Below are 21228 nucleotides of genomic sequence, written 5' to 3'. Positions count from 1 at the left end.
TACCGCGGGTCAGTCGGCGGGTTGGTCCGGCTCCGGCGAGTCGGTCTTCGCCGAATCCGGCTGAGGCAGCAGGGATTCCAGTGCGGACCGGGTGATCCGCCGGAACGCCCGCTTGGGCCGGTTGGCGTCCAGGATGGCCACCTCCAGGGTGCCGGGCCCCAGCGGCCGCGGCTCCGACCCGTTGCCGCCGTCGGTCTTCTTCAGCGCGTCGACGGCGATGCGCAGCGCGTCGGCCAGTTCGGCGTTCTCCGCGTAGGACTCCTTGAGCGCGGCGATGATCGGCTCCGTCGTGCCGCCCATCACCACGAAATGCGGCTCGTCGGTGATCGACCCGTCATAGGTAATCCGGTATAGCTCGGGCGGTTTGGACTGCCCCTGGTAGGCGACCCCGGCCACGCACAACTCCACCTCGTAGGGTTTGGCCTGCTCGGTGAAGATGGTGCCCAGCGTTTGCGCGTAGACATTGGCCAGCTGGCGGGCGGTGACGTCGCGCCGGTCATAGGCGTAGCCGCGGGTATCGGCGAACTGGATGCCGCCGCGGCGCAGGTTTTCGAACTCGTTGATCCGGCCGGCGGCCGCGAACCCGACCCGGTCGTAGAGTTCGCTGATCTTCTGCAGGGAGCGCGACGGGTTCTCCGCGACGAACAGCACCCCGTCGGCGTAGGCCAGCGCCACCACGCTGCGGCCGCGGGCGATGCCCTTGCGCGCGAGCTCGCTGCGCTCGCGCATCGCCTGCTCGGGCGAGATGAAATACGGAAAACTCACTTCGCACCCCGCCGCTTGGGCTTGTCGGGACCGGCGGCGTCCGGGCGGGTTCGGCTTTCGATCACCTCACGGGCCAGCTCGGCGATCCGCGGCTCGGCCACGTCGACGGCGCCGTCGGCATCGATGGTGACCGCGGTCGGGTAGATGCCGCGGACCAGATCCGGTCCGCCGGTGGCCGAGTCGTCGTCGGCGGCGTCGTACAGCGCCTCCACGGCCACCTTGAGCGCCGAATCGGCGTCGGTCACCCGCGAGTACAGCTTCTTGATCGACGACTTGGCGAAGATCGAGCCCGAGCCCACCGCCTGGTAGCCCTCCTCCTCGACGTTCCAGCCGCCGGCGGCGTCGAACGACACGATGCGCCCGGCGGTCTGCGGGTCGTCCGCGTCGATGTCGTAGCCGGCCAGCAGCGGCAACGCCACCAGGCCCTGCATCGCCGCACCCAGGTTGCCGCGCACCATGATCGCCAGCCGGTTGACCTTGCCGGCAAACGTCAGCGGCACCCCTTCCAGCTTCTCGTAATGCTCGAGTTCCACCGCGTAGAGCCGGGCGAACTCGACGGCGATCGCCGCGGTGCCGGCGATACCGGTGGCGGTGTACTCGTCGGTGATATACACCTTCTGCACGTCGCGGCCGGCGATCATATTGCCCTGCGTCGAGCGGCGGTCCCCGGCGATGACCACCCCACCCGGGTACTTCAACGCGACGATCGTGGTGCCGTGCGGCAGCTGAGCGGCACCGCCCTCACCCCCGCCGCCGGCGCTGAGGCCGGTCGGCAGCAGTTCCGGTGCCTGACGCCGCAGGAATTCAGAGAATGACGACAGGTCGACCGACGGATTGGCTAGTGCTGAGGTAAGGGGCAGATGATCGCGGAACGGCCAGGTCACTGTCCGCCCTTTTGGACGTATGCCCGCACGAAGTCCTCGGCGTTCTCCTCGAGCACGTCGTCGATCTCGTCGAGCAGGTCATCGGTGTCTTCGGCCAGCTTCTCGCGACGCTCCTGGCCCGCCGCAGTGCTGCCGGTGAGGTCCTCGTCGTCGCCGCCGCCACCGCCACGCTTCGTCTGCTCCTGAGCCATCGCTGCCTCCTGCTTTCTCATCGGCCCCGCATCACGCGCGTCGGCCGGTCTCTCCACCCTACCGGTCCATGGCGATGTTGCTGCGGCTCTAGGTCGTGAGTTGTTGCACCAGTTCCACAGCGCTGTCCACCGAGTCCAGCAGCGCCCCCACGTGGGCCTTGCTGCCCCGCAGCGGCTCCAACGTGGGGATCCGCACCAGCGAGTCGCCGCCCAGGTCGAAGATCACCGAGTCCCAGCTGGCCGCCGCGATGTCGGCGCCGAACCGGCGCAGGCATTCGCCGCGAAAGTAGGCGCGGGTGTCGGTGGGCGGGTTGTCGACCGCGTTGAGCACCTGCTGTTCGGTGACCAGGCGCCGCATGGAACCCCGCGCGACCAACCGGTTGTACAGGCCCTTGTCCAGCCGGACATCGGAATACTGCAGGTCAACAAGGTGCAGCCGGGGCGCCGACCAGCTCAGGTTCTCCCGCTGCCGGAACCCCTCCAGGATCCGCAGCTTGGCCGGCCAGTCCAGCAGGTCCGCGCACTCCATCGGGTCGCGTTCCAGCAGGTCGAGCACGTTGGCCCAGGTCGTCACGATGTCGTTGGCCCGCGGATCCGGGTCCCGGGCCTCGACCAGTTTGGCCACCCGGTCCAGGTAGATGCGTTGCAGCGCAAGACCGGTCAGCTCCCGGCCGTCGGCCAGCGCGACGGTGGCCCGCAGCGACGGGTCGCGGCTGATCACGTGCACCGCGTGCACCGGCCGGGCCAGCGCCAGGTCGCTCAGGTCGATCCCGTGCGCGGGCCCCTCCTCGATGAGGTCGAGCACCAGCGAGGTGGCGCCCAGCTTGAGGTAGGTCGAGGTCTCGGCGAGGTTGGCGTCGCCGATGATCACGTGCAGCCGCCGGTATTTGTCGGCGTCGGCGTGCGGCTCGTCACGGGTGTTGATGATGCCGCGCTTGAGGGTGGTTTCCAGCCCGACCTCGACCTCGATGTAGTCGGCGCGCTGGGACAGCTGGAACCCCGGCTCGTCCCCGGACGGGCCGATGCCCACCCGGCCCGAGCCGGTGATCACCTGGCGGGACACGAAGAACGGGGTCAGCCCGGCGATGATGGCCGAAAACGGCGTCTGCCGGCTCATCAGGTAGTTCTCGTGCGATCCGTAGGAGGCGCCCTTGCCGTCGACGTTGTTTTTGTACAACTGCAGCTTGGCGGCGCCCGGCACGCTGGCGACGTGCCGCGCGGCGGCCTCCATCACCCGTTCGCCGGCCTTATCCCAGATCACCGCGTCGAGCGGGTCGGTGACCTCGGGCGCCGAGTACTCCGGGTGGGCGTGGTCGACGTACAGCCGCGCTCCGTTGGTCAAAATCATGTTCGCCGCGCCCACCTCGTCGGCGTCGACGACCGGCGGCGGGCCGGCCGAGCGGCTCAGGTCGAAACCGCGGGCGTCGCGCAGCGGGGATTCCACCTCGTAGTCCCAGCGGGTGCGTTTGGCGCGTTGGATGCCCGCCGCCGCGGCGTAGGCCAGCACGGCCTGGGTCGAGGTGAGGATCGGGTTCGCGGTCGGATCCGACGGCGACGAAATGCCGTATTCCACTTCGGTCCCGATGATCCGCTGCATCGTTTCAGCCTAGAGGGGCGCCGTTGCGGGCTCCGACCGAGTCCGCTGCGGCCGCGCGCATCGCGTGTGCGGCGGCCGCGCGCATTGAGTGTGCGCCCAGGGCGGGATTCGCGCGCCGGCACCGCCGTGTGCGCACACTCAACGCCGCCATTACACAGTCAACGCCCGGCGCACCACACCCGTCACACACTGCACAGGTGCGCCGCGCTCCCGCACGAGCGTGCGCAAATCCGGAAATTTCCTCGGCGTGTCGACCGGGGACACGCACGCTCGCGGGAAGGGGTGACCCTACAGGTATTGGCCCAGGTTGGATTCGGTGTCGATGGCCCGGCTCGCGCTGGAGCTCTTGCCGGTGACCAGGGTGCGGATGTAGACGATCCGCTCGCCCTTCTTACCCGAGATCCGTGCCCAGTCATCGGGGTTGGTGGTGTTGGGCAGGTCCTCGTTCTCGGCGAACTCGTCGACAATCGAATCCAGCAGATGCTGGATGCGCAGACCGGGCTGGCCGGTTTCCAGCACCGACTTGATCGCGTTCTTCTTCGCCCGGTCGACGACGTTTTGGATCATCGCCCCGGAGTTGAAGTCCTTGAAGTACATGACTTCCTTGTCACCGTTGGCGTAGGTGACCTCCAGGAACCGGTTGTCGTCGATCTCGGCGTACATCCGGTCGACGACCTTTTCGATCATCGCCTTGATGCACAGCGTGCGATCGCCACCAAACTCCGCCAGGTCATCGGCGTGCACCGGCAGGTCGTCGGTGAGGTACTTGGAGAAGATGTCCTGCGCCGCCTCGGCGTCCGGCCGTTCGATCTTGATCTTGACGTCCAGCCGGCCGGGCCGCAGGATCGCCGGGTCGATCATGTCCTCGCGGTTGGAGGCGCCGATCACGATGACGTTCTCCAGCCCCTCCACCCCGTCGATTTCGGAGAGCAGCTGCGGGACGACCGTGGTCTCCACGTCCGAGGAGACGCCGGTGCCGCGGGTGCGGAAGATCGAGTCCATCTCGTCGAAGAACACGATCACCGGGGTGCCTTCGGAGGCCTTCTCCCGGGCCCGCTGGAAGATCAGCCGGATGTGCCGCTCGGTCTCCCCGACGAACTTGTTCAGCAGCTCGGGGCCCTTGATGTTGAGGAAGTACGACTTGGCTTCCTTGGCGTCGTCGCCGCGGACCTCGGCCATCTTCTTGGCCAGCGAGTTGGCCACCGCCTTGGCGATCAGCGTCTTGCCGCAGCCGGGCGGGCCGTACAGCAGCACCCCCTTGGGCGGGCGCAGCATGTATTCGCGGTACAGCTCGCCGTGCAGGAACGGCAGCTCCACCGCGTCGCGGATCTGCTCGATCTGGCGGCCCAGCCCGCCGATGTCGTTGTAGCTGACGTCGGGCACCTCTTCGAGCACCAGGTCCTCGACCTCGGCCTTGGGAATGCGTTCGAACGCGTAGCCGGCCTTGGTGTCGACCAGCAGCGAGTCGCCGGGGCGCAGCTTGCGGGGCCGCAGGTCGTCGTCGAGGGCGTCGAAGGTGCCCTCGGGCAGGTCGGCGGCCACCAGCGGCTCGGCCAGCCACACGATGCGCTCCTCATCGGCGTGGCCGACCACCAGCGCGCGGTGCCCGTCGGCCAGGATTTCGCGCAGCGTGGAGATCTCCCCCACCGATTCGAAGGTGCCGGCCTCCACCACGGTCAGCGCCTCGTTGAGCCGGACGGTCTGGCCCTTCTTCAGCGAGCCGACCTCGATGTTGGGTGAGCAGGTCAGCCGCATTTTGCGGCCGGAGGTGAACACGTCGACGGTGTCGTCGTCATGGGTGCACAGCAGCACTCCGTAACCGCTGGGCGGCTGTCCGAGCCGGTCGACCTCTTCGCGCAGCGCCAGCAGTTGCTGACGGGCCTCCTTGAGGGTTTCCATCAGCTTGGAGTTGCGGGCCGCTAACGAGTCGATGCGGGCCTCGAGTTGATGCACGTCGCGGCTGCTGCGCACAGCGTCCTGCGGTCCGCTCGCATGCTCCAGTTGCTCGCGCAGCACGGCCGCTTCGCGACGCAGCTCTTCCAGCTCGGCGGCGTCGTCCTCGGACATGCCCGTTTGCCGGGGGCCACCGAACGATTCAGAACGCTCTGACTCACCCATGTTGCGCTCCTTTCCCATGCCGGAAGTTGGCGCGGCGGATACTTCAACGCTACCGGCGATTGCGGATCCATGTGCAGACTAGGAATCCGACACACGGGTGACACTGTTAGCCTTGCTGCTACATCGGTCGGATCGAGAGGACAGCCGTGACCCTGAAATCCCTAGCCACAGGCGTGGCAGCCGTCGCCGCGATCGGGGCGGCCGCCGCCGGTGTGACATCTATTGCATCGGTGGGCCCGGCGGCGTCCGAGGTGCAGCCGGTGGTCTTCGGGATCCCGGTTCCGCTGGATCCGGCCCCCGACGTCCCGGCCCCCGACGAGCTGATCGGCCTGCTCAACAACCTCGCCGACCCCGGTGTGCCGTTCGCCAGCAAATCCGGGCTGGTGGAGGGCGGCATCGGCCCCATCGAGGCGCACGCCGCCGACAAGCGGCTGCAGAAGGCCGCCCAGAAGGGCCAGCTGCCGTTGCAGTTCAGCGTCGCCAACATCGCGCCGAGCGGGCCGGGGACGGCCACCGCCAACGTCACCGCGTCCGGACCGCAGATGGCGCCGCGCACCCTGGCCGTCAGCTTCGTCAACCAGGATGGCTGGAAGCTGTCCCGGTCCTCGGCCATGTCGCTGCTGCAGGCCGCCTCGGCCGGCTGACCCGCCAGCGGGATGCGACGTCGAACCGCCCTGTTGAGCGCCGCCACGGTTGTGGCGGCGCTCGGGCTGTCGGGGTGTTCGTCGCACCGGCCGGCCGCCGAGTCGAGCGCGCCGGAGTCCTCGACGACCACCGTGCAGCAACCGGCGGCGACGCCCGCCGCGGACCTGCCGGCGCCGGAGGCCCTCACCGAGGTGCTGTACCGGCTGGCCGACCCGGGCATACCGGGCACCGACAAACTGAACCTCGTCGCCGGCGCGACCGCCGCCGACGCCGCCACCCTGGACAAGTTCGCCAAGGCGTTGCTGGACAACGGGTACACCCCGCCCAGCTTCGACGCGACCGACCTGGCGTGGTCGGATGCGAACCCGGCCGATGTGGTGGCCACCGTCACCGTCAACAAACCCGAGCCCGACGGCGGGTTTTCAATCCCGATGGAATTTAAGCCGCACCAGGGCGGCTGGCAGCTGTCCCGGGAAACCTACGACATGCTGCTGAACCTCGGCAAAACCTCGGCCCCGACGTCGCCGGGCCCGCCCGGCTGACCCGCATACCGGGATGTGGATCGGTTGGCTGGAGTTCGACCTGCTGCTCGGTGACGTGCATTCGCTCAAGCAGAAGCGGTCGGTGGTGCGCCCGGTGGTGGCCGAGTTGCAGCGCAAGTTCGCCGTGTCGGCCGCCGAGACCGGATCCTTGGACCTGCACCGGCGGGCCAGCATCGGGGTGGCGACGGTGTCGGCCGACCGCGCCCATGCCGTGCAGGTGCTCGACGCCGCCGAACGGCTGGTGGCCGCCCGCCCCGAAATCGAGCTGCTGTCCACCCGCCGCGGCCTGCACCGCAGCGACGACTAGAGGTTATTTGCCGCCCAGTGTGGGGTTAATCCACGCGTCGCCGACGCAGGCGTGCCTTAACCCCACACTCGGCGCCCCGGCCCCTCGGCTACAGCTGTTTGCGCCGCCGCGGGGTCGGCGCGACGACACCGGGCGCCAGCCGACGCACCGCCACCAGGAACGCGGTGTGGCCGCGCATGCTGTGCTGCGGGCGCACCGCCAACCCGACGACGTCCCAGCCGCGCTGCAGCGTCTCCCAGGACCGCGGCTCGGTCCAGCACCGCTGCTCGCGCAGCGCCTCCACCACCTTCGACAGCTGGGTGACGGTGGCGACGTAGACCACCAACACACCGCCGGCCACCAGCACCCGCGCCACCGCGTCGAGCACCTCCCACGGCGCCAGCATGTCCAGCACCACCCGGTCGATCGAACCGTCCGCCAGCTCGGTGTCGGCGACGTCGCCGATCAGCAACCGCCAGTTGTCGGGAACCGCACCGAAAAAGGTCTCCACATTGCGCCGGGCGTGCTCGGCGTGGTCGTCGCGCACGTCATAGGAGATCACCTGCCCGCCCGAGCCGACCGCCCGCAGCAGCGAGCAGGTCAGCGCCCCCGAGCCGGCCCCGGCCTCCAGCACCCGGGCGCCCGGGAAGATGTCGCCCTCGTGCACGATCTGGGCGGCGTCCTTGGGGTAGATCACCTGGGCGCCCCGCGGCATCGACATCACGTAGTCGACCAGCAGCGGGCGCAGCACCAGAAACGGATCACCGTTGGCGGCGGTGACGACGCTGCCCTCCGGCAGCCCGATCACCGCATCGTGGGCGATCGCCCCGCGGTGGGTGTGAAACTCCGCGCCGGGGGTCAGCAGCATCGTGTAGCGGCGGCCCTTGGCGTCGGTGAGCTGGACGCGATCTCCCTCGCGGAACGGGCCGGTTGCTGACACAGGCGTCTAGCCTGCCAGCAGACCCGCCGGGATACGTGCGCGGGGCTGTCGGGGGTTCCTCGTAGGCTGCCGGGTATGAGCGCGGAGGAGGCAGCCAAACCCACCCGGCCGGCGTTGTCGCCGTCGCGGGCGGCGGACTTCAAGCAGTGCCCGCTGCTGTACCGGTTCCGGGCGATTGACCGGTTGCCCGAGCCGCCGTCGACGGCGCAGCTGCGCGGGTCGGTGGTGCACGCCGCGCTGGAGCAGCTCTACGGCCTGCCCGCCGCCCAGCGCGACCCGGACACCGCCACCGCGCTGGTGACGCCGGCCTGGCAGCAGGTGGTCGACGCCGACCCCGACCTGGCCGGGCTGCTGGACCCCGAGCAGCAGACCCAGCTGCTGGCGGAGGCCCGCGCGCTGCTGTCGGGCTACTACCGGCTGGAGGACCCGCGCCGGTTCGACCCGCAAAGCTGCGAGCAGCGCGTCGAGGTGGAGCTGGCCGACGGCACCCTGCTGCGCGGGTTCGTGGACCGCATCGATGTCGCCCCCACCGGGGAGCTGCGGGTGGTGGACTACAAGACCGGCAAGGCGCCGCCGGCCGCCCGCGCGCTGGCCGAGGCCAAGGCGCTGTTCCAGATGAAGTTCTACGCGGTGGCGCTGCTGCGCTCCCGCGGGGTGCTGCCGACCCGGCTGCGGCTGATCTATTTGGCCGACGGCCAGCTGCTCGACTACTCCCCCGACCACGAGGAACTGCTGCGGTTCGAGAAAACCCTCACCGCGATCTGGCGGGCGATCCGTTCGGCCGGGGCCAGCGGCGATTTCCGGCCCAGCCCGTCGCGACTGTGCGACTGGTGCGCCCATCAGGCGCTGTGCCCGGCGTTCGGGGGCACCCCGCCGCCGTATCCGGGCTGGCCCTCCGAGCCGGCCGCATGACCGCCGCCGGCGACGATGCAGAGCGGAGCGATGAGGAGGAGCGGCGCATCAACGGGTGTTTTTACCGTCGGCGGCCCGCCGACGGGGACTACCAGGTGTTCGACTCCACCGATTTCACCCGCAGCAATTGGGCGGCCGACCTGCAGCACGGATCCCCGCCGCTGGCGTTGCTGACCCGGGCCATCGAGGAGCTGCTCCCGACTTCGCTGCGGATCGGTCGGCTCAGCCTGGAAATCCTGGGCGCGGTCCCGGTCGCCCGGGTCAAGGTGCGGGCCTGGGTGGAGCGGCCCGGTAAGCGGATCTGCTTGCTGGCCGCCGACATGCGGGCGCACGACGGCGCCGGCACCGAGCGCCCGGTGGCCCGGGTCAGCGCCTGGGCGTTGGCCACCAGCGACACCGGCGACGTCGCCCGCGACCGCCACCCGCCGCTGACCGAGGGCCCGGCCCAGCCGCTGCCGCCGCACTGGTGGAACGCCACCGGCTACCTGGAGGCGGTGCGGTGGCGCCCGCAACCGGATGATCCGGCCGGGGCGGCGGTGTCCTGGCTCAGCCCGCTGACCCACCTGGTGGACACCGACGACACCACGCCGCTGCAGCGGCTGGCGATGGTGGTCGACTCCGCCAACGGCATCGGCGCCGCCCTGGACCCGGCGCGGTTCACGTTCATGAACACCGACAGCGTGGTGCACCTGCACCGGCTTCCGGTCGGCGTCGACTTCGGGGTGCGGGCCCGCGGCTCCATCGGCCCCGACGGCATCGGGGTGACCACCGCCGAACTGTTCGACCGCACCGGGTTCATCGGCACCAGCGCGCAGACGCTGCTGATCCAGCGGCGCGGCTGACCCACGGCCGCTACAGCGGCGACATCTCTTGCAGCACGGTGGGAATCAACTCGCTGACGGTGGGATGGATGTGCATGGTGCGCGCCAAGGTGGTGTAGGGCGCCTTGGCCGACATCACATCCAAGATGGCGTGAATGGCCTCGTCGCCGCCGACGCCCAGGATCGCCGCGCCCAGGATCTCGTCGGTGTCGGCGTCCACCACGATCTTCATAAATCCTTGTGACTCACCCTTTTCCACCGCCCGGCCGACCCGGGTCATCGGCCGGGTGCCGACCAGCGCGCGGCGCCGGGTGGCGCGCACCTGGTCCACCGTCATCCCGGCGCGGCCCAGCGGCGGGTCGATGTAGAGCGCGTAGGTGGGGATCCGGTCGCTGACCCGGCGCGGGTCGTCGTCGAGCAGGTTGGCCGCGACGATCTCGAAGTCGTTGTAGGAGGTATGGGTGAACGCGCCCCGCCCGTTGCAGTCCCCCATCGCCCAGATGTGAGCGACGTTGGTGCGGCACTGGTCGTCGACGGTGATGTAGCCGCGTGAATCGGTCTGCACGCCGGCAGTTTCCAGCGCCAGGTCGTCGGTGTTGGGCCGTCGTCCCACCGCCAGCAGCAGGTGACTGCCGTCGATCGGCGCGGCGCCCGCCCGCGGGCTCACCTGGACACCGTTGCCGCGGTGGGCGACCGAGATATCGTCGGCGCCGACGACGATCTCGACGCCTTCGGCCCGCAGGATTTCGGTGATGGTGGCCGAGACGTCCTCGTCTTCGCGCCCGGCCAGCCGCGGCCCCTTCTCGATGACGGTCACCGCGGCGCCGAACCGGCGGTACATCTGCGCAAACTCCAGCGCGATGTAGCTGCCGCCGATGATGACGAGATGGTCGGGCACCGTGTCGAGTTCCAGGATCGACACATTGGTCATGTAGTCGACGTCGGCCAGCCCGGGAATGTCGGGCACCACCGCCCGGCCGCCGACGTTGAGGAAAATCCGGTCGGCGGCCAGCACCTGATCGCCGACCCGCAGCGTGTGCGGATCCTGGAAGCGGGCGTGCCCGCGCACCACGGTGCAGCCGGCCAGGCCGTCCAGCCACTGCTCGACGCCGCGGCGGTCTTTGGTCATGATGTCGTCTTTGCGGGCCTTGACCTTGGCCATATCCACGCTGATCGGGCCGGTGCCCACCCCGTATTCCGCGCCCCGGCGCGCCAGTTGGGCGGCGTGCGCGCTGGCCACCAACGTCTTGGTCGGGATGCAGCCGGTGTTGACGCAGGTCCCGCCGATCAGTTTGCGCTCCACCACCGCGACGGTGTGGCCGGCCGCGGTCAGCCGGCCCGCCAGCGGCGGGCCGGCCTGGCCGGCGCCCACCACGATGGCGTCGAAGCGCCGAGTCACACGATGGCCGTCAACGCGGCGATGCCGAAGCCGCCCAGAACCGCAACGGCGTCTTCAAGCAACGCGATCGACAGGTCGTGGTCGTCGTTGGCGGCCACCAGGCGGGTCCGGGCCTCGTAGCCGCCCAGCGTGCCCAGCACCGCCCCCAACACACCCGCGCCCAACGCGGTCCAGGTGTAGGCCCATGCGGTGCCGATCACCGCGCCGGCGAACCCGCCCGCGATGACCCGGACGATAAACGCCGCCGCGGACGTGCGGTTCGGGATGCTGGGCAGCTTGTCGCCGACCAGTTCGGCGACCGCCAGCAGGGTGAGCAAGGTGACCGTCACCGGATGGCCCAGCCACGACGCCCACGTCCCGTCCATGTTGATCCACTGCAGCAGGCTGGCCCAGGCGACCGCCGCCGGCGCGGTGAACGTCCGCAGCCCGGCGACCACACCGATCAACAGGGCGAGCAGCAGCACGATGGCGTGCGTCACATTGACCTCCTCGGACCGCCCGACCACCGGACGCTAACACGCCGCGGTCAGCCACCGCCGGAGATCAAAACCGGCAGAACCGAATGTCGGAGGCCAGGATGGCTTTGGCGCCGACGGCGGCCAACTCGTCCATGATCGCGTTGACGTCGCGGCGCGGCACCAGTGCCCGCACCGCCACCCAATCCGGGTCGGCCAGCGGCGCGATGGTCGGTGACTCCAGCCCCGGGGTGATCGCGGCGGCCTGGTCCAGCGCCGAGCGCGGGCAGTCGTAGTCCAGCATCAGATACTGCTGGCCGAACACCACGCCTTGCACCCGGGCGGCCAACTGGTCACCGACGGCCGTGGTTTGGGCGTCGCGGCCGTTGGGTTCGGCGCCCTCGATCAGCACCGCCTCCGAATCACACAGCGACTCACCGAAGGCCACCAGGTCGTGCAGCCGCAGGGTGCGGCCGGACCCGACCACGTCGGCGATCGCGTCGGCCACCCCCAGCTGCACCGAGATCTCCACCGCGCCGTCCAGCCGGATCACCGTGGCCTCAATGCCCTTGGCGGCCAAGTCCCGTCGCACCAAGTTCGGATACGCGGTGGCGATCCGTTTGCCCGCCAGATCCGCGGTGGTCCAGTCCCGCCCGGCCGGGGCGGCGTAGCGGAAGCTCGACGACCCGAAACCCAACGCCAACCGTTCCCGCACCGGGGCCTCGGATTCGCGGGCCAGGTCGCGTCCGGTGATGCCGAAATCCAGTTCCCCGGAGCCGACGTAGATGGCGATGTCCTTGGGCCGCAAGAAGAAGAATTCCACCTTGTTGCCGGGGTCGATGACGGTGAGATCCTTGGCGTCGGTGCGCCGCCGATAGCCGGCCTCCGCCAGCATCTCGGCGGCCGACTCGCTCAGCGCCCCCTTGTTGGGGACCGCGACCCGCAACATCGACATCACAGCTTCCGGTACACGTCGTCGAGGGTCAGCCCCCGCGCCAGCATCAACACCTGGGTCCAGTACAGCAGTTGGCTGATCTCTTCGGCCAGCGCCGCGTCCGGCTCATGCTCGGCGGCCAGCCACACCTCGCCGGCCTCTTCGAGGATCTTCTTGCCCACCGCGTGCACCCCGGCGTCCAGCGCCGCCACCGTCGCGCTGCCGGCCGGCCGGGTGGCCGCACGCTCACCGAGTTCGGCGAACAGCTCCTCGAAGGTCTTCACGGGCAGCGATTGTGTCATGCGGCGGCCAGCAAAGTCACGGCGGTTTGGCCGCTACCCGTGTCCGGGCATGTCCTCCAGCGCCACGCCCTTGGTTTCCCGGACCCAGCGCCACACGAACACCCCCGACAGCACCGCGTTGGCGGTGTAGCAGCCGTACGCCAACGGCAGCACGTCGCGCAGCGCCGGGAAGCTGGCCGCGATGACCCAGTTGGCCACCCATTGGGCGGCCACCGCCAAACCCAGCGCGGCCGCCCGGATGCGGTTGGGGAACATCTCGCCCAGCAGCACCCACAGGATCGGCCCCCAGGACACCGCGAACGCGACGACGAAGACGTTGGCGGCAACCAGCGCGATCGGCCCGGCCACCCCGACCAGGTGCGGTTTGCCGTCGGCCACCGGGGCGGTGGCGAAGGTCACCGTCAGCGTCGCCAACATCGCCGCCATACCCGCCGACCCGCCCAGCAGCAGCGGTCGGCGGCCCACCCGATCGATCAGGCCGATGGCGACGACGGTGATCAGCACATTGACCGCCGCGGTGATCACCGAGATCGCGAACGACGCGCCCTCGTCGAAGCCGACCGCCTGCCAGAGCACCTTGGAGTAGAAGAAGATCACGTTGATGCCGACGAACTGCTGAAAGATGGCCAGTCCCAGGCCCACCCACACGATCGGGTACAGGCCGCCGGCGGGTCGCCGCAAATCGCGCCACGACGGCGGGGTTTCGTGGCGCAGCGTCTGGCTGATCCGGTCGACGGTGGCGTCCACGTTGGCCGCGCCGAACAGCCGGGCGATCACCCGCCGGGCCGCCGGAAGCTGGTGCACGGCAATCAGATGCCGCGGTGATTCCGGGATGGTGCCGACCAGCGCGCCGTACAGCAGCGCCGGCACCGCCTCCCCCAGGAACATCCACCGCCAGGCCGGCAACCCCAGCCACAGCGTCCCGCCGGAGCCGCCGGCCAGCTCGGCCATTAGCCAGTCCACCACCAGGGCCACCAGGATGCCGGACACGATGGCCAGCTGCTGCAGGGTGCCGAGCCGGCCGCGGATGTGCGGGGGCGAGATCTCGGCGATGTAGGCGGGGGTGACCACCGACGCCACCCCGATGCCGAGGCCGGCGACCAGCCGACCCCCGATCAGCGCCCCGATGCTGGTCGCCAGGCCCGCGCCCACCGCTCCGGCCAGAAACAGCGCCGCCGCCAGCAACATCGCCGCCCGCCGGCCGGCGCGGTCGGCGATCCAGCCGGTGGTCAGCGCCCCGACCATCCCGCCCAGCAACGACGCCGCCGCCGCGAAGCCCAGCAGCCCGTTGCCGACCCGGAAGGCGTCCTGCACCGCCCCGACCGCGCTGTTGATCAGCGACACGTCGTAGCCGAAGATCAGCCCGCCCAGCGCCGCCACCGCCGCCACCCGCACCGCGGTGCGCGCCGACGGCGGGCCGCTGGTCACGCGGTGCGGTCGCCGATCCCGGTCAGCCCGGCGTGGGTGGCGCGCAGGTCGGCGACGTCGAGGCCGGCCAGCGAGGCGACCCGGTGCCGGCGCGGGCCGTCGGGCACCTCAACCTGGTTGGGCACCACCAGGACCGGGCAGCCGGCGGCGTCGGCGGCCGCCGCGCCGGTCACCGAGTCCTCGATGGCCAGGCACCGCTGCGGCGGCAGCGCCAGCAGCGCCGCGGCGCGGCGGTACGGGTCCGGTGCCGGCTTGCCGCGCGGCACCTCGTCGCCGCACACCACCGCCGCGAAGTAGTGTCGGCCGATGCTGTCGAGGGCCCGCTCGGCCAGCGCCCGGGGCGTGTTGGTGACCAGCGCCATCGGAACCGACTGCGCGGCCAGCGAATCCAGCAGTTCGCGGGCCCCGTCGCACCAGGGCAGCCCGGCGGCGAACAGCTCCCCGGTGTAGCTGTGCAGCCAGTCCGCGGAGGCCGCCATCGCGGCCGGGTCGGGCTCGAGATCCAGGTCGGTGTAGACGATGCGCATGGTGTCGGCCGCGCAGCCGCCGACCGTCGCGGCCCGCACCTCCGGGGTGAGCACCCCACCCAGCCGGGTGTACAGCGCCTCCATCGAGACGTCCCACAGCTTTTCAGAGTCGACCAGGGTGCCGTCCATATCCCACAGCACCGCGCCCAGAGTGGACAAATTCAGTCCTCCGGGTTGTAGGCGAGGTTGGAGCTGAGCCAGCGCTCACCTTCCTTCAGCGTCCAGCCCTTACGTCTCGCGTAGTCGGCGACCTGGTCCTGGGCCATCCGGCCGACCACGAAATACTGCGACTGCGGGTGCGCGAAATACCAGCCGCTGACGGCGGCGCCGGGCCACATCGCCATCGACTCGGTCAGCTCGATGCCGGTCCGCTCGTGCACATCCATCAACTTCCACAGCGTCGCCTTCTCGGTGTGCTCCGGGCAGGCCGGGTAGCCCGGGGCAGGGCGGATTCCCCGGTACTTCTCGGCGATAAGTGCCTCGTTGTCCAACTGCTCGTCGGGTTGGAATCCCCAGAACTCCTTGCGAACCCGCTGGTGCATCCGTTCGGCGAACGCCTCCGCCAGCCGGTCGGCGAGCGACTCCAGCAGAATCGCGCTGTAGTCGTCGAGGGCCGCCTTGAACTCGGCGATCTTTTCGCCGCTGCCCAGCCCCGCGGTGACGGCGAAGGCGCCGATGTAGTCGGCCAGACCCGTGTCTTTGGGGGCGATGTAATCGCTCAGTGACCGGTTCGGGATGCCTTCCCGGTGCTCGCCCTGCTGGCGCAGGTGGTGCAACGTGGTCAGCACCTCGGTACGGGTGTCGTCGGTGTAGACCTCGATGTCTTCGATACCCGAGCCGACCGCGTTCGCCGGGAAGAACCCGATCACCGCGTTGGCCGTCAGCCACTTCTCCTTGATCACGGTGTCGAGCATCTGCTGGGCGTCGTCGTACAGCTTGCGGGCAGCCTCGCCCGTGGCCGGGTTGTTGAGGATGTCGGGGAAGCGGCCCTTCATCTCCCAGGCGTTGAAAAACGGCTGCCAGTCGATGAACTCGCGCAACTCGGCAAGGTCGTAGTCCTGGAAATCCCGGACGCCGAGGCCCGCAGCGGGCACCGGCGGCGTGTAGCCGTCCCACTCGATCGGCGTCCGGTTGGCGCGCGCCTTCTCCAGGGTCAGCATCGGCCGCTCGTTCTTCTGGGCGTGCCGTTCGCGCAGCGATGCGTAGTCCTTCTCGGTGGCCTCCAGCAGCGCGGGCCGCTGTTTGTCGTCGAGCAGCGCGGCCGCGACGGGAACGGACCGCGAGGCATCCTTGACCCAGACCACCGGACCGCTGCGGCGCGGCGAGATCTTCACCGCCGTATGGGCGCGTGAGGTGGTCGCACCGCCGATCAGCAGCGGGATCTGCAGGCCTTCGCGTTCCATCTCGGCGGCGAAGTTGGACATCTCGTCCAGCGACGGGGTGATCAGGCCGGACAGGCCAACCATGTCGGCGTCGTACTCCTTGGCCGCGGCCAGGATCTTATCGGCGGGCACCATCACCCCGAGGTCGACGACGGTGTAGTTGTTGCACTGCAGCACGACCCCGACGATGTTCTTGCCGATGTCGTGGACGTCGCCCTTCACGGTCGCCATCACGATCGTGCCGTTGGTGTGCTCGGCGTCACCGGGCTGCTTCTCCGCCTCGATGTAGGGCAGCAGGTACGCCACGGCCTTCTTCATCACCCGGGCCGACTTCACCACCTGGGGCAAAAACATCTTGCCCGCGCCGAACAGGTCGCCGACCACGTTCATGCCGTCCATCAGCGGGCCCTCGATCACCTCGATCGGCCGGCCGCCCGCGGCGGCGATCTCGGCCCGCAGCTCCTCGGTGTCGTCATCGACATGGGCGTCGATGCCCTTGACCAGGGCGTGGGTGATCCGCTCGCGGACCGGGAGACCGCGCCACTCGGCGGCAGCCGCGTCGTCGGCTTTCTCGGAGGAGTTGAACCGTTCGGCGATCTCCAGCAGCCGTTCGGCGGCGTCCGGGCGACGGTTCAGCACGACGTCCTCGATGCGGTCCCGCAGCTCGGGGTCGATCGAGTCGTAGGGCACCAGCGCGCCGGCGTTGACGATGCCCATGTCGAGGCCGGCCTTGATGGCGTGGTACAGGAACACCGCGTGGATCGCCTCACGGACCGGGTTGTTGCCCCGGAACGAGAATGACACGTTCGAGATGCCGCCGGAGATGTGCACCCCGGGCAGGTTCTCCTTGATCCAGGCGCAGGCCTCGATGAAGTCGATCCCGTAGGTGGCGTGCTCCTCGATGCCGGTGGCCAGCGCGAAGCAGTTCGGGTCGAAGATGATGTCCTCGGGCGGGAAGCCGACCTGTTCGGTCAGGATCCGGTAGGCGCGCCCGCAGATCTCCTTGCGGCGCTCCAGGTTGTCGGCCTGGCCCTGCTCGTCGAAGGCCATCACGACCACGGCCGCGCCGTACTTGCGGCACAGCCGTGCCTCGCGGATGAACTTCTCCTCGCCCTCCTTCATCGAGATCGAGTTGACGATCGGCTTGCCCTGCACGTTCTTCAGGCCCGCCTCGATGACCTCCCATTTGGAGGAGTCGATCATCACCGGGACGCGGCTGATGTCCGGCTCGGTCGCGATCAGTTTGGTGAACCGGTCCATCGCGGCGACGCCGTCGATCATGCCCTCGTCCATGTTGATGTCGATGACCTGCGCACCGGCCTCGACCTGCTGCAGCGCGACCGACAGTGCGGTGTCGTAGTCCTCGGCCTTGATCAGGTTGCGGAACCGGGCGGAGCCGGTGATGTTGGTGCGTTCACCGATGTTCACGAACAGCGAGTCGTCGGTGATGTTGAGCGGCTCCAGCCCGGCCAGCCGGGTGGCCACCTCGATCGTGGGCAGCTCGCGCGGCGGCTTGCCCTCGACGACCTTGGCGATCTCGGCGATGTGCGGCGGCGCAGTTCCGCAGCAACCCCCGACGATGTTGACCAGGCCGGCGTCGGCGAAGTCGGCGATGTAGCCGGCCTGACGCTCCGGGGTCTCGTCGTACTCGCCGAAGGCGTTGGGCAGGCCGGCGTTCGGGTAGCAGGAGATGAAGGTGTCTGCGATCCGCGCCATCTCGGCGATGTAGGGCCGCATCTCCGGCGCGCCCAGGGCGCAGTTGAGGCCCACCGCGATCGGCTTGGCGTGCCGGATGGAGTTCCAGAACGCCTCGGTGACCTGACCCGACAAGGTGCGCCCGGACGCATCGGTGATGGTGCCGGAGATGATGACCGGCCAGCGGCGTCCGCGGTCCTCGAACAGCGTCTCGACGGCGAACACCGCGGCCTTGGCGTTCAGCGAGTCAAAGATCGTCTCGATGAGGATGATGTCGGCACCGCCGTCGACCAGGCCGCCCGCGGCTTCAAGGTAGGCCGCGACCAACTGGTCGTAGGAGACGTTGCGGGCACCGGGGTCGTTGACGTCCGGCGAGATCGACGCCGTCCGCGTCGTCGGCCCGAGCGTGCCGGCCACGTAGCGGGGCTTCTCCGGGGTGCCGTACTCGTCGGCCGCCTTGCGGGCCAGCGCGGCGCCGACGTAGTTGAGCTCGTAGCTCAGGTCTGCCATGTCGTAGTCGGAGAGCGAGATCGCGTTCGCGTTGAACGTGTTGGTCTCCAGGATGTCGGCGCCCGCGTCGAGGTACTCGCGGTGAATCCCGTCGATGATCTGCGGCTGCGTCAAGTTGAGCAGGTCGTTGTTGCCCTGCAGGGCGGTCGGCCACTCGGTGAAGCGATCGCCGCGGTAGCCGGCCTCGTCCGGCCGGTCCCGCTGGATCGCCGTGCCCATCGCGCCGTCGATCACCATGATCCGCCGGCGCAGCGCAGCCGTCAGTTCCTCGGTGCAGTCGGGCCGGATGTTGGGCACGAAAGTATTGGTCACGCGGGCTCCCTCCGTGGCGGAAGGCGTCCTTAACTCCGTCGAGCGTGGCGGCTACCGGTAGGGGCCGGCGAACCGTTGCAACGCCTCTCGACCACCGAAAGTCTACTTTGTCGCCCAGCGGCGGGACGAACGCCCCAACGAACGGGCCGACTCGGCCGGCACGGTCAAGCCCGTGATCTTTGCGCACGCCGTACGCTGATTCTGTGACCCGACCGTCGGACGGCCCCGTGCTGCCTGAACTGCACAACGCCATCGTGGTCGCGGCCTTCGAGGGCTGGAACGATGCCGGCGACGCGGCCAGCGATGCGGTGGAGCACCTGGATTCCATTTGGGAGGCCGATCCGCTGGTCGAGATCGACGACGAGGCCTACTACGACTACCAGGTGAATCGGCCGGTGATCCGGCAGATCGACGGGGTCACCCGGGAGCTGGTGTGGCCGTCGATGCGCATCTCCTACTGCCGCCCGCCCGGCGCCGACCGGGACGTGGTGTTGATGCACGGGGTGGAGCCGAATATGCGTTGGCGCACCTTCTGCGCCGAGCTGCTGGCCATCATCGAGAAGCTCAACGTCCAGACCGTGGTCATCCTGGGGGCGCTGCTGGCCGACACGCCGCACACCCGGCCGGTGCCGGTGTCCGGGGCGGCCTACTCCCCCGAGTCGGCGCACCACTTCGGGCTGACCGAAACCCGCTACGAGGGGCCCACCGGCATCACCGGGGTGTTTCAGGACGCCTGCGTGGCGGCCGGGATCCCGGCGGTGACGTTCTGGGCGGCGGTGCCGCATTACGTGTCGCAGCCGCCGAACCCGAAGGCGACGGTGGCGCTGCTGCGCCGGGTCGAGGACGTGCTGGACATCGAGGTGCCGTTGGCCGACCTGCCGGCCCAGGCCGAGGAGTGGGAGCAGGCGGTCTCGGAGATGACCGCCGAGGACGAGGAGGTCGCCGAGTACGTGGCCTCCCTGGAGGAGCGCGGCGACGCCGAGGTCGACATGCACGAGGCGTTGGGCAAGGTCGACGGCGACGCGCTGGCCGCCGAGTTCGAGCGCTACCTGCGGCGGCGTCGGCGCTGAGTTTTTGCGGGCCCCCGGCCCGCGCGAGCGTGCGCAAAATGCCAGGTTGCGGCCGGGATGGGCGTACATTTGCGCACCTTCGCGCAAATGGCTGGGCCTAGGAGATCGCCTCGGTGTGGGCGCTGCTGGAGCGGCCCAGCGCGGCGACTTCGGCGTCCATCCGGGGCAGCAGGTCGGGCACGAACCGGCGCACCGGGGCCTCGCCCAGCGGGCTGGACAGGATCGGCTTGAGCCAGCGCAGCGCGCCCACCCAGCTGGGGCTGTTGATCCGCCGTTTGCGGCCCTCGATGCCCTTGACGAACGCGCGGGCGCAGTGGTCCACCGAGGTGGTGCGGCTGAGCGGATACGGCAGTTTGGCCAGCATCTCGGTGAACGTGGACAGGTCGGCCTTGGTGTCTTGCACCATCGCCGTGTCGATCCAGGACATGTGCGCCGACCCGACGTCGACGCCGTGGTGGGCGACCTCGAGCCGCAGCGCGTTGGCGAAATGTTCGACCGCGGCCTTGGACGCGTTGTAGGGCGCCAGGCCGGGCGCGGCGGCGTAGGCGGCCAGCGACGACACGATCAGCACGTAGCCGCGGCGGTCGATCACCGCCGGCAACGCGGCCCGCACGGTGTGGAACACGCCGAGCACGTTGACCTCGATCAGCCGCCGAAACGCCGCCGGATCCACCTGCAGCACCGACCCGTAGCTGGCGATCCCGGCGTTGGCCAGCACCACGTCGATGCCGCCGAAACGCTGCACGGCCTGCTCGGCGGCGGCCTGCATCGCCGCCAGGTCACGCACGTCGGCGACCACGGTCAGCACCCGGTCGTCGCCCAGTTCGGTGGCCAGCGCGTCCAGCTGCGCCTGGTCCAGGTCGGTCAGCACCAGCCGGGCGCCCTTGGCGTGCAGGCGGCGGGCCACCGCCGCGCCGATGCCCCCGGCGCCGCCGGTGATGAGAACCACACGGGAGTCAATAGACGTCATAGCCGCGAAGGTACTCGGTCGCCGGCGAGCGTGCGCAAACCCGGAAATGTGCGCGGCGTGTCGACCGGGGACACGCACGCTCGCAAGCGGGAGGTGCCCCCAGCTCGCGGGGGGACCGGACCTACAGGGCCACGCCGAGCAGGGCGTCGACGGCGGTGGCGACCAGGGCCGGGGCGGCGGCGTCGTGGCCGCCGTAGTCGAGCGCGTCGGTGGCCCAACCATCCAGGGCGGCAAGCGCTTTGGGGGTGTCCAGGTCGTCGGCCAGATACCGGCGCACCCGGGCGATCACGTCAGCGGCGTCCGGCCCGGCGGGCAGCGCGGTGGCGCTGCGCCACCGGTGCAGCCGGGCGGTGGCGGTCGCCAGCACCTCGGCGCTCCAGGACCGGTCGGCGCGGTAATGCCCGGCCAGCAGACCCAGCCGGATCGCGGCCGGCGCCACCTGGTCGGCGCGCAGCGCCGACACCAGCACCAGGTTGCCGCGGCTCTTGGACATCTTGTGCCCGTCCCAGCCGATCATGCCGGCGTGCACGTAGTGGCGGGGGG

20 protein-coding genes and 1 pseudogene are annotated in these 21228 nt (G+C 69.9%); 6 read left to right on the top strand and 15 right to left on the bottom strand.

Features of this window, described 5'->3' with window-relative positions; translation table 11 throughout:
• Positions 1–9 precede the first annotated feature (9 nt).
• From prcA to arc, 5 genes are all read right to left on the bottom strand, one after another.
• Complete coding sequence (prcA, locus tag BKN37_RS11435; protein WP_071025742.1) at positions 10–765, bottom strand: proteasome subunit alpha; 756 nt, start codon at positions 763–765, stop codon at positions 10–12.
• On the bottom strand, positions 762–1649 hold the full coding sequence (gene prcB, locus BKN37_RS11430; protein WP_071025739.1) for a proteasome subunit beta: 888 nt from the start codon (positions 1647–1649) through the stop codon (positions 762–764). Before prcB ends, prcA begins: the two co-directional genes overlap by 4 nt.
• Positions 1646–1840 (bottom strand): ubiquitin-like protein Pup, encoded by a 195-nt coding sequence (locus BKN37_RS11425; RefSeq protein ID WP_071025778.1) that lies wholly within the window; start codon positions 1838–1840, stop codon positions 1646–1648. Before BKN37_RS11425 ends, prcB begins: the two co-directional genes overlap by 4 nt.
• 88 nt (positions 1841–1928) lie before the next feature.
• The gene (gene dop / locus BKN37_RS11420; protein WP_071025736.1) at positions 1929–3437 is read right to left on the bottom strand and encodes a pup deamidase/depupylase; all 1509 of its coding nucleotides are present in this window, start codon (positions 3435–3437) and stop codon (positions 1929–1931) included.
• A gap of 288 nt (positions 3438–3725) precedes the next feature.
• Positions 3726–5555, bottom strand: coding sequence for a proteasome ATPase (gene arc, locus BKN37_RS11415; RefSeq protein ID WP_071025775.1), 1830 nt, complete (start codon positions 5553–5555; stop codon positions 3726–3728).
• 146 nt (positions 5556–5701) lie between these two features.
• Between arc and BKN37_RS11410 the strand changes: the two genes are divergently transcribed.
• Genes BKN37_RS11410 through BKN37_RS11400 form a run of 3 tightly spaced genes read left to right on the top strand, consistent with a single transcriptional unit; the run spans position 5702 to position 7049 of the window.
• Complete coding sequence (locus BKN37_RS11410; RefSeq protein WP_071025733.1) at positions 5702–6199, top strand: MTB12 family secreted protein; 498 nt, start codon at positions 5702–5704, stop codon at positions 6197–6199.
• A 12-nt stretch (positions 6200–6211) separates the two neighbouring features.
• Positions 6212–6742, top strand: coding sequence for a lipoprotein LppK (gene lppK / locus BKN37_RS11405; protein WP_071025730.1), 531 nt, complete (start codon positions 6212–6214; stop codon positions 6740–6742).
• A gap of 13 nt (positions 6743–6755) precedes the next feature.
• A complete protein-coding gene (locus BKN37_RS11400) occupies positions 6756–7049 on the top strand; it encodes a DUF503 domain-containing protein (protein ID WP_071025726.1) in 294 nt (97 codons plus the stop codon).
• 88 nt (positions 7050–7137) lie between these two features.
• On the opposite strand, the gene trmI is transcribed toward BKN37_RS11400, so the two are convergent.
• Positions 7138–7968 (bottom strand): tRNA (adenine(58)-N(1))-methyltransferase TrmI, encoded by an 831-nt coding sequence (gene trmI, locus BKN37_RS11395; RefSeq protein WP_071025723.1) that lies wholly within the window; start codon positions 7966–7968, stop codon positions 7138–7140.
• A gap of 75 nt (positions 7969–8043) precedes the next feature.
• Between trmI and BKN37_RS11390 the strand changes: the two genes are divergently transcribed.
• Together BKN37_RS11390 and BKN37_RS11385 are read left to right on the top strand one after the other, a co-directional pair.
• Positions 8044–8880 carry a RecB family exonuclease gene (locus BKN37_RS11390; protein ID WP_071025719.1) on the top strand — a complete coding sequence of 279 codons (837 nt, stop codon included), beginning with the start codon at positions 8044–8046 and terminating at the stop codon, positions 8878–8880.
• Positions 8877–9722 carry a thioesterase family protein gene (locus BKN37_RS11385; protein WP_423212781.1) on the top strand — a complete coding sequence of 282 codons (846 nt, stop codon included), beginning with the start codon at positions 8877–8879 and terminating at the stop codon, positions 9720–9722. Before BKN37_RS11390 ends, BKN37_RS11385 begins: the two co-directional genes overlap by 4 nt.
• Before the next feature lie 10 nt (positions 9723–9732).
• On the opposite strand, the gene BKN37_RS11380 is transcribed toward BKN37_RS11385, so the two are convergent.
• The 7 genes from BKN37_RS11380 to metH all read right to left on the bottom strand — a co-directional run bounded on the left by BKN37_RS11380 (position 9733) and on the right by metH (position 18645).
• Complete coding sequence (locus tag BKN37_RS11380; protein ID WP_071025716.1) at positions 9733–11100, bottom strand: FAD-containing oxidoreductase; 1368 nt, start codon at positions 11098–11100, stop codon at positions 9733–9735.
• On the bottom strand, positions 11097–11579 hold the full coding sequence (locus BKN37_RS11375) for a DUF4126 family protein (RefSeq protein ID WP_071025769.1): 483 nt from the start codon (positions 11577–11579) through the stop codon (positions 11097–11099). The genes BKN37_RS11380 and BKN37_RS11375 overlap by 4 nt, the downstream gene beginning before the upstream one ends.
• A gap of 64 nt (positions 11580–11643) precedes the next feature.
• On the bottom strand, positions 11644–12504 hold the full coding sequence (gene hisG / locus BKN37_RS11370; protein WP_071025764.1) for an ATP phosphoribosyltransferase: 861 nt from the start codon (positions 12502–12504) through the stop codon (positions 11644–11646).
• A 5-nt stretch (positions 12505–12509) separates the two neighbouring features.
• Positions 12510–12791 carry a phosphoribosyl-ATP diphosphatase gene (locus BKN37_RS11365; protein WP_071025713.1) on the bottom strand — a complete coding sequence of 94 codons (282 nt, stop codon included), beginning with the start codon at positions 12789–12791 and terminating at the stop codon, positions 12510–12512.
• Positions 12792–12824: 33 nt separating this feature from the next.
• Entirely contained in the window at positions 12825–14219 is a 1395-nt protein-coding gene (locus tag BKN37_RS11360) for a sugar porter family MFS transporter (protein WP_071025710.1), read from the bottom strand.
• Complete coding sequence (locus tag BKN37_RS11355) at positions 14216–14896, bottom strand: HAD family hydrolase (RefSeq protein ID WP_071025761.1); 681 nt, start codon at positions 14894–14896, stop codon at positions 14216–14218. The genes BKN37_RS11360 and BKN37_RS11355 overlap by 4 nt, the downstream gene beginning before the upstream one ends.
• An 11-nt stretch (positions 14897–14907) precedes the next feature.
• Positions 14908–18645: a methionine synthase gene (gene metH, locus BKN37_RS11350; RefSeq protein ID WP_071025707.1), complete on the bottom strand. Its 3738-nt coding sequence runs from the start codon at positions 18643–18645 to the stop codon at positions 14908–14910.
• A 203-nt stretch (positions 18646–18848) separates the two neighbouring features.
• Between metH and BKN37_RS11345 the strand changes: the two genes are divergently transcribed.
• Positions 18849–19715 carry a PAC2 family protein gene (locus BKN37_RS11345; protein ID WP_071025704.1) on the top strand — a complete coding sequence of 289 codons (867 nt, stop codon included), beginning with the start codon at positions 18849–18851 and terminating at the stop codon, positions 19713–19715.
• A gap of 97 nt (positions 19716–19812) precedes the next feature.
• Here BKN37_RS11345 and BKN37_RS11340 read toward each other — a convergent pair whose 3' ends face one another.
• Both BKN37_RS11340 and BKN37_RS11335 read right to left on the bottom strand, forming a co-directional pair.
• Positions 19813–20685 (bottom strand): SDR family oxidoreductase, encoded by an 873-nt coding sequence (locus BKN37_RS11340; RefSeq protein ID WP_071025701.1) that lies wholly within the window; start codon positions 20683–20685, stop codon positions 19813–19815.
• Between the two features lie 121 nt (positions 20686–20806).
• A pseudogene (locus BKN37_RS11335) lies at positions 20807–21228 on the bottom strand (cysteine--1-D-myo-inosityl 2-amino-2-deoxy-alpha-D-glucopyranoside ligase); the annotation flags it as partial.

Source organism: Mycobacterium talmoniae (genome assembly GCF_001854525.1).
Lineage (GTDB): Bacteria > Actinomycetota > Actinomycetes > Mycobacteriales > Mycobacteriaceae > Mycobacterium > Mycobacterium talmoniae.
The sequence above is the reverse complement of the archived record's forward strand: the minus strand, read 5'-3'. Positions and strand labels throughout refer to the sequence as shown.

What these genes read in the sequence shown, in the direction of transcription:
- arc (WP_071025775.1), bottom strand. Translation starts at nt 5,555, where the DNA reads ATGGGTGAGTCAGAGCGTTCTGAATCGTTCGGTGGCCCCCGGCAAACG.
- BKN37_RS11385 (WP_423212781.1), top strand. Translation starts at nt 8,877, where the DNA reads ATGACCGCCGCCGGCGACGATGCAGAGCGGAGCGATGAGGAGGAGCGG.
- BKN37_RS11400 (WP_071025726.1), top strand. Translation starts at nt 6,756, where the DNA reads ATGTGGATCGGTTGGCTGGAGTTCGACCTGCTGCTCGGTGACGTGCAT.
- hisG (WP_071025764.1), bottom strand. Translation starts at nt 12,504, where the DNA reads ATGTTGCGGGTCGCGGTCCCCAACAAGGGGGCGCTGAGCGAGTCGGCC.
- BKN37_RS11340 (WP_071025701.1), bottom strand. Translation starts at nt 20,685, where the DNA reads ATGACGTCTATTGACTCCCGTGTGGTTCTCATCACCGGCGGCGCCGGG.
- BKN37_RS11425 (WP_071025778.1), bottom strand. Translation starts at nt 1,840, where the DNA reads ATGGCTCAGGAGCAGACGAAGCGTGGCGGTGGCGGCGGCGACGACGAG.
- BKN37_RS11390 (WP_071025719.1), top strand. Translation starts at nt 8,044, where the DNA reads ATGAGCGCGGAGGAGGCAGCCAAACCCACCCGGCCGGCGTTGTCGCCG.
- lppK (WP_071025730.1), top strand. Translation starts at nt 6,212, where the DNA reads ATGCGACGTCGAACCGCCCTGTTGAGCGCCGCCACGGTTGTGGCGGCG.
- BKN37_RS11365 (WP_071025713.1), bottom strand. Translation starts at nt 12,791, where the DNA reads ATGACACAATCGCTGCCCGTGAAGACCTTCGAGGAGCTGTTCGCCGAA.
- dop (WP_071025736.1), bottom strand. Translation starts at nt 3,437, where the DNA reads ATGCAGCGGATCATCGGGACCGAAGTGGAATACGGCATTTCGTCGCCG.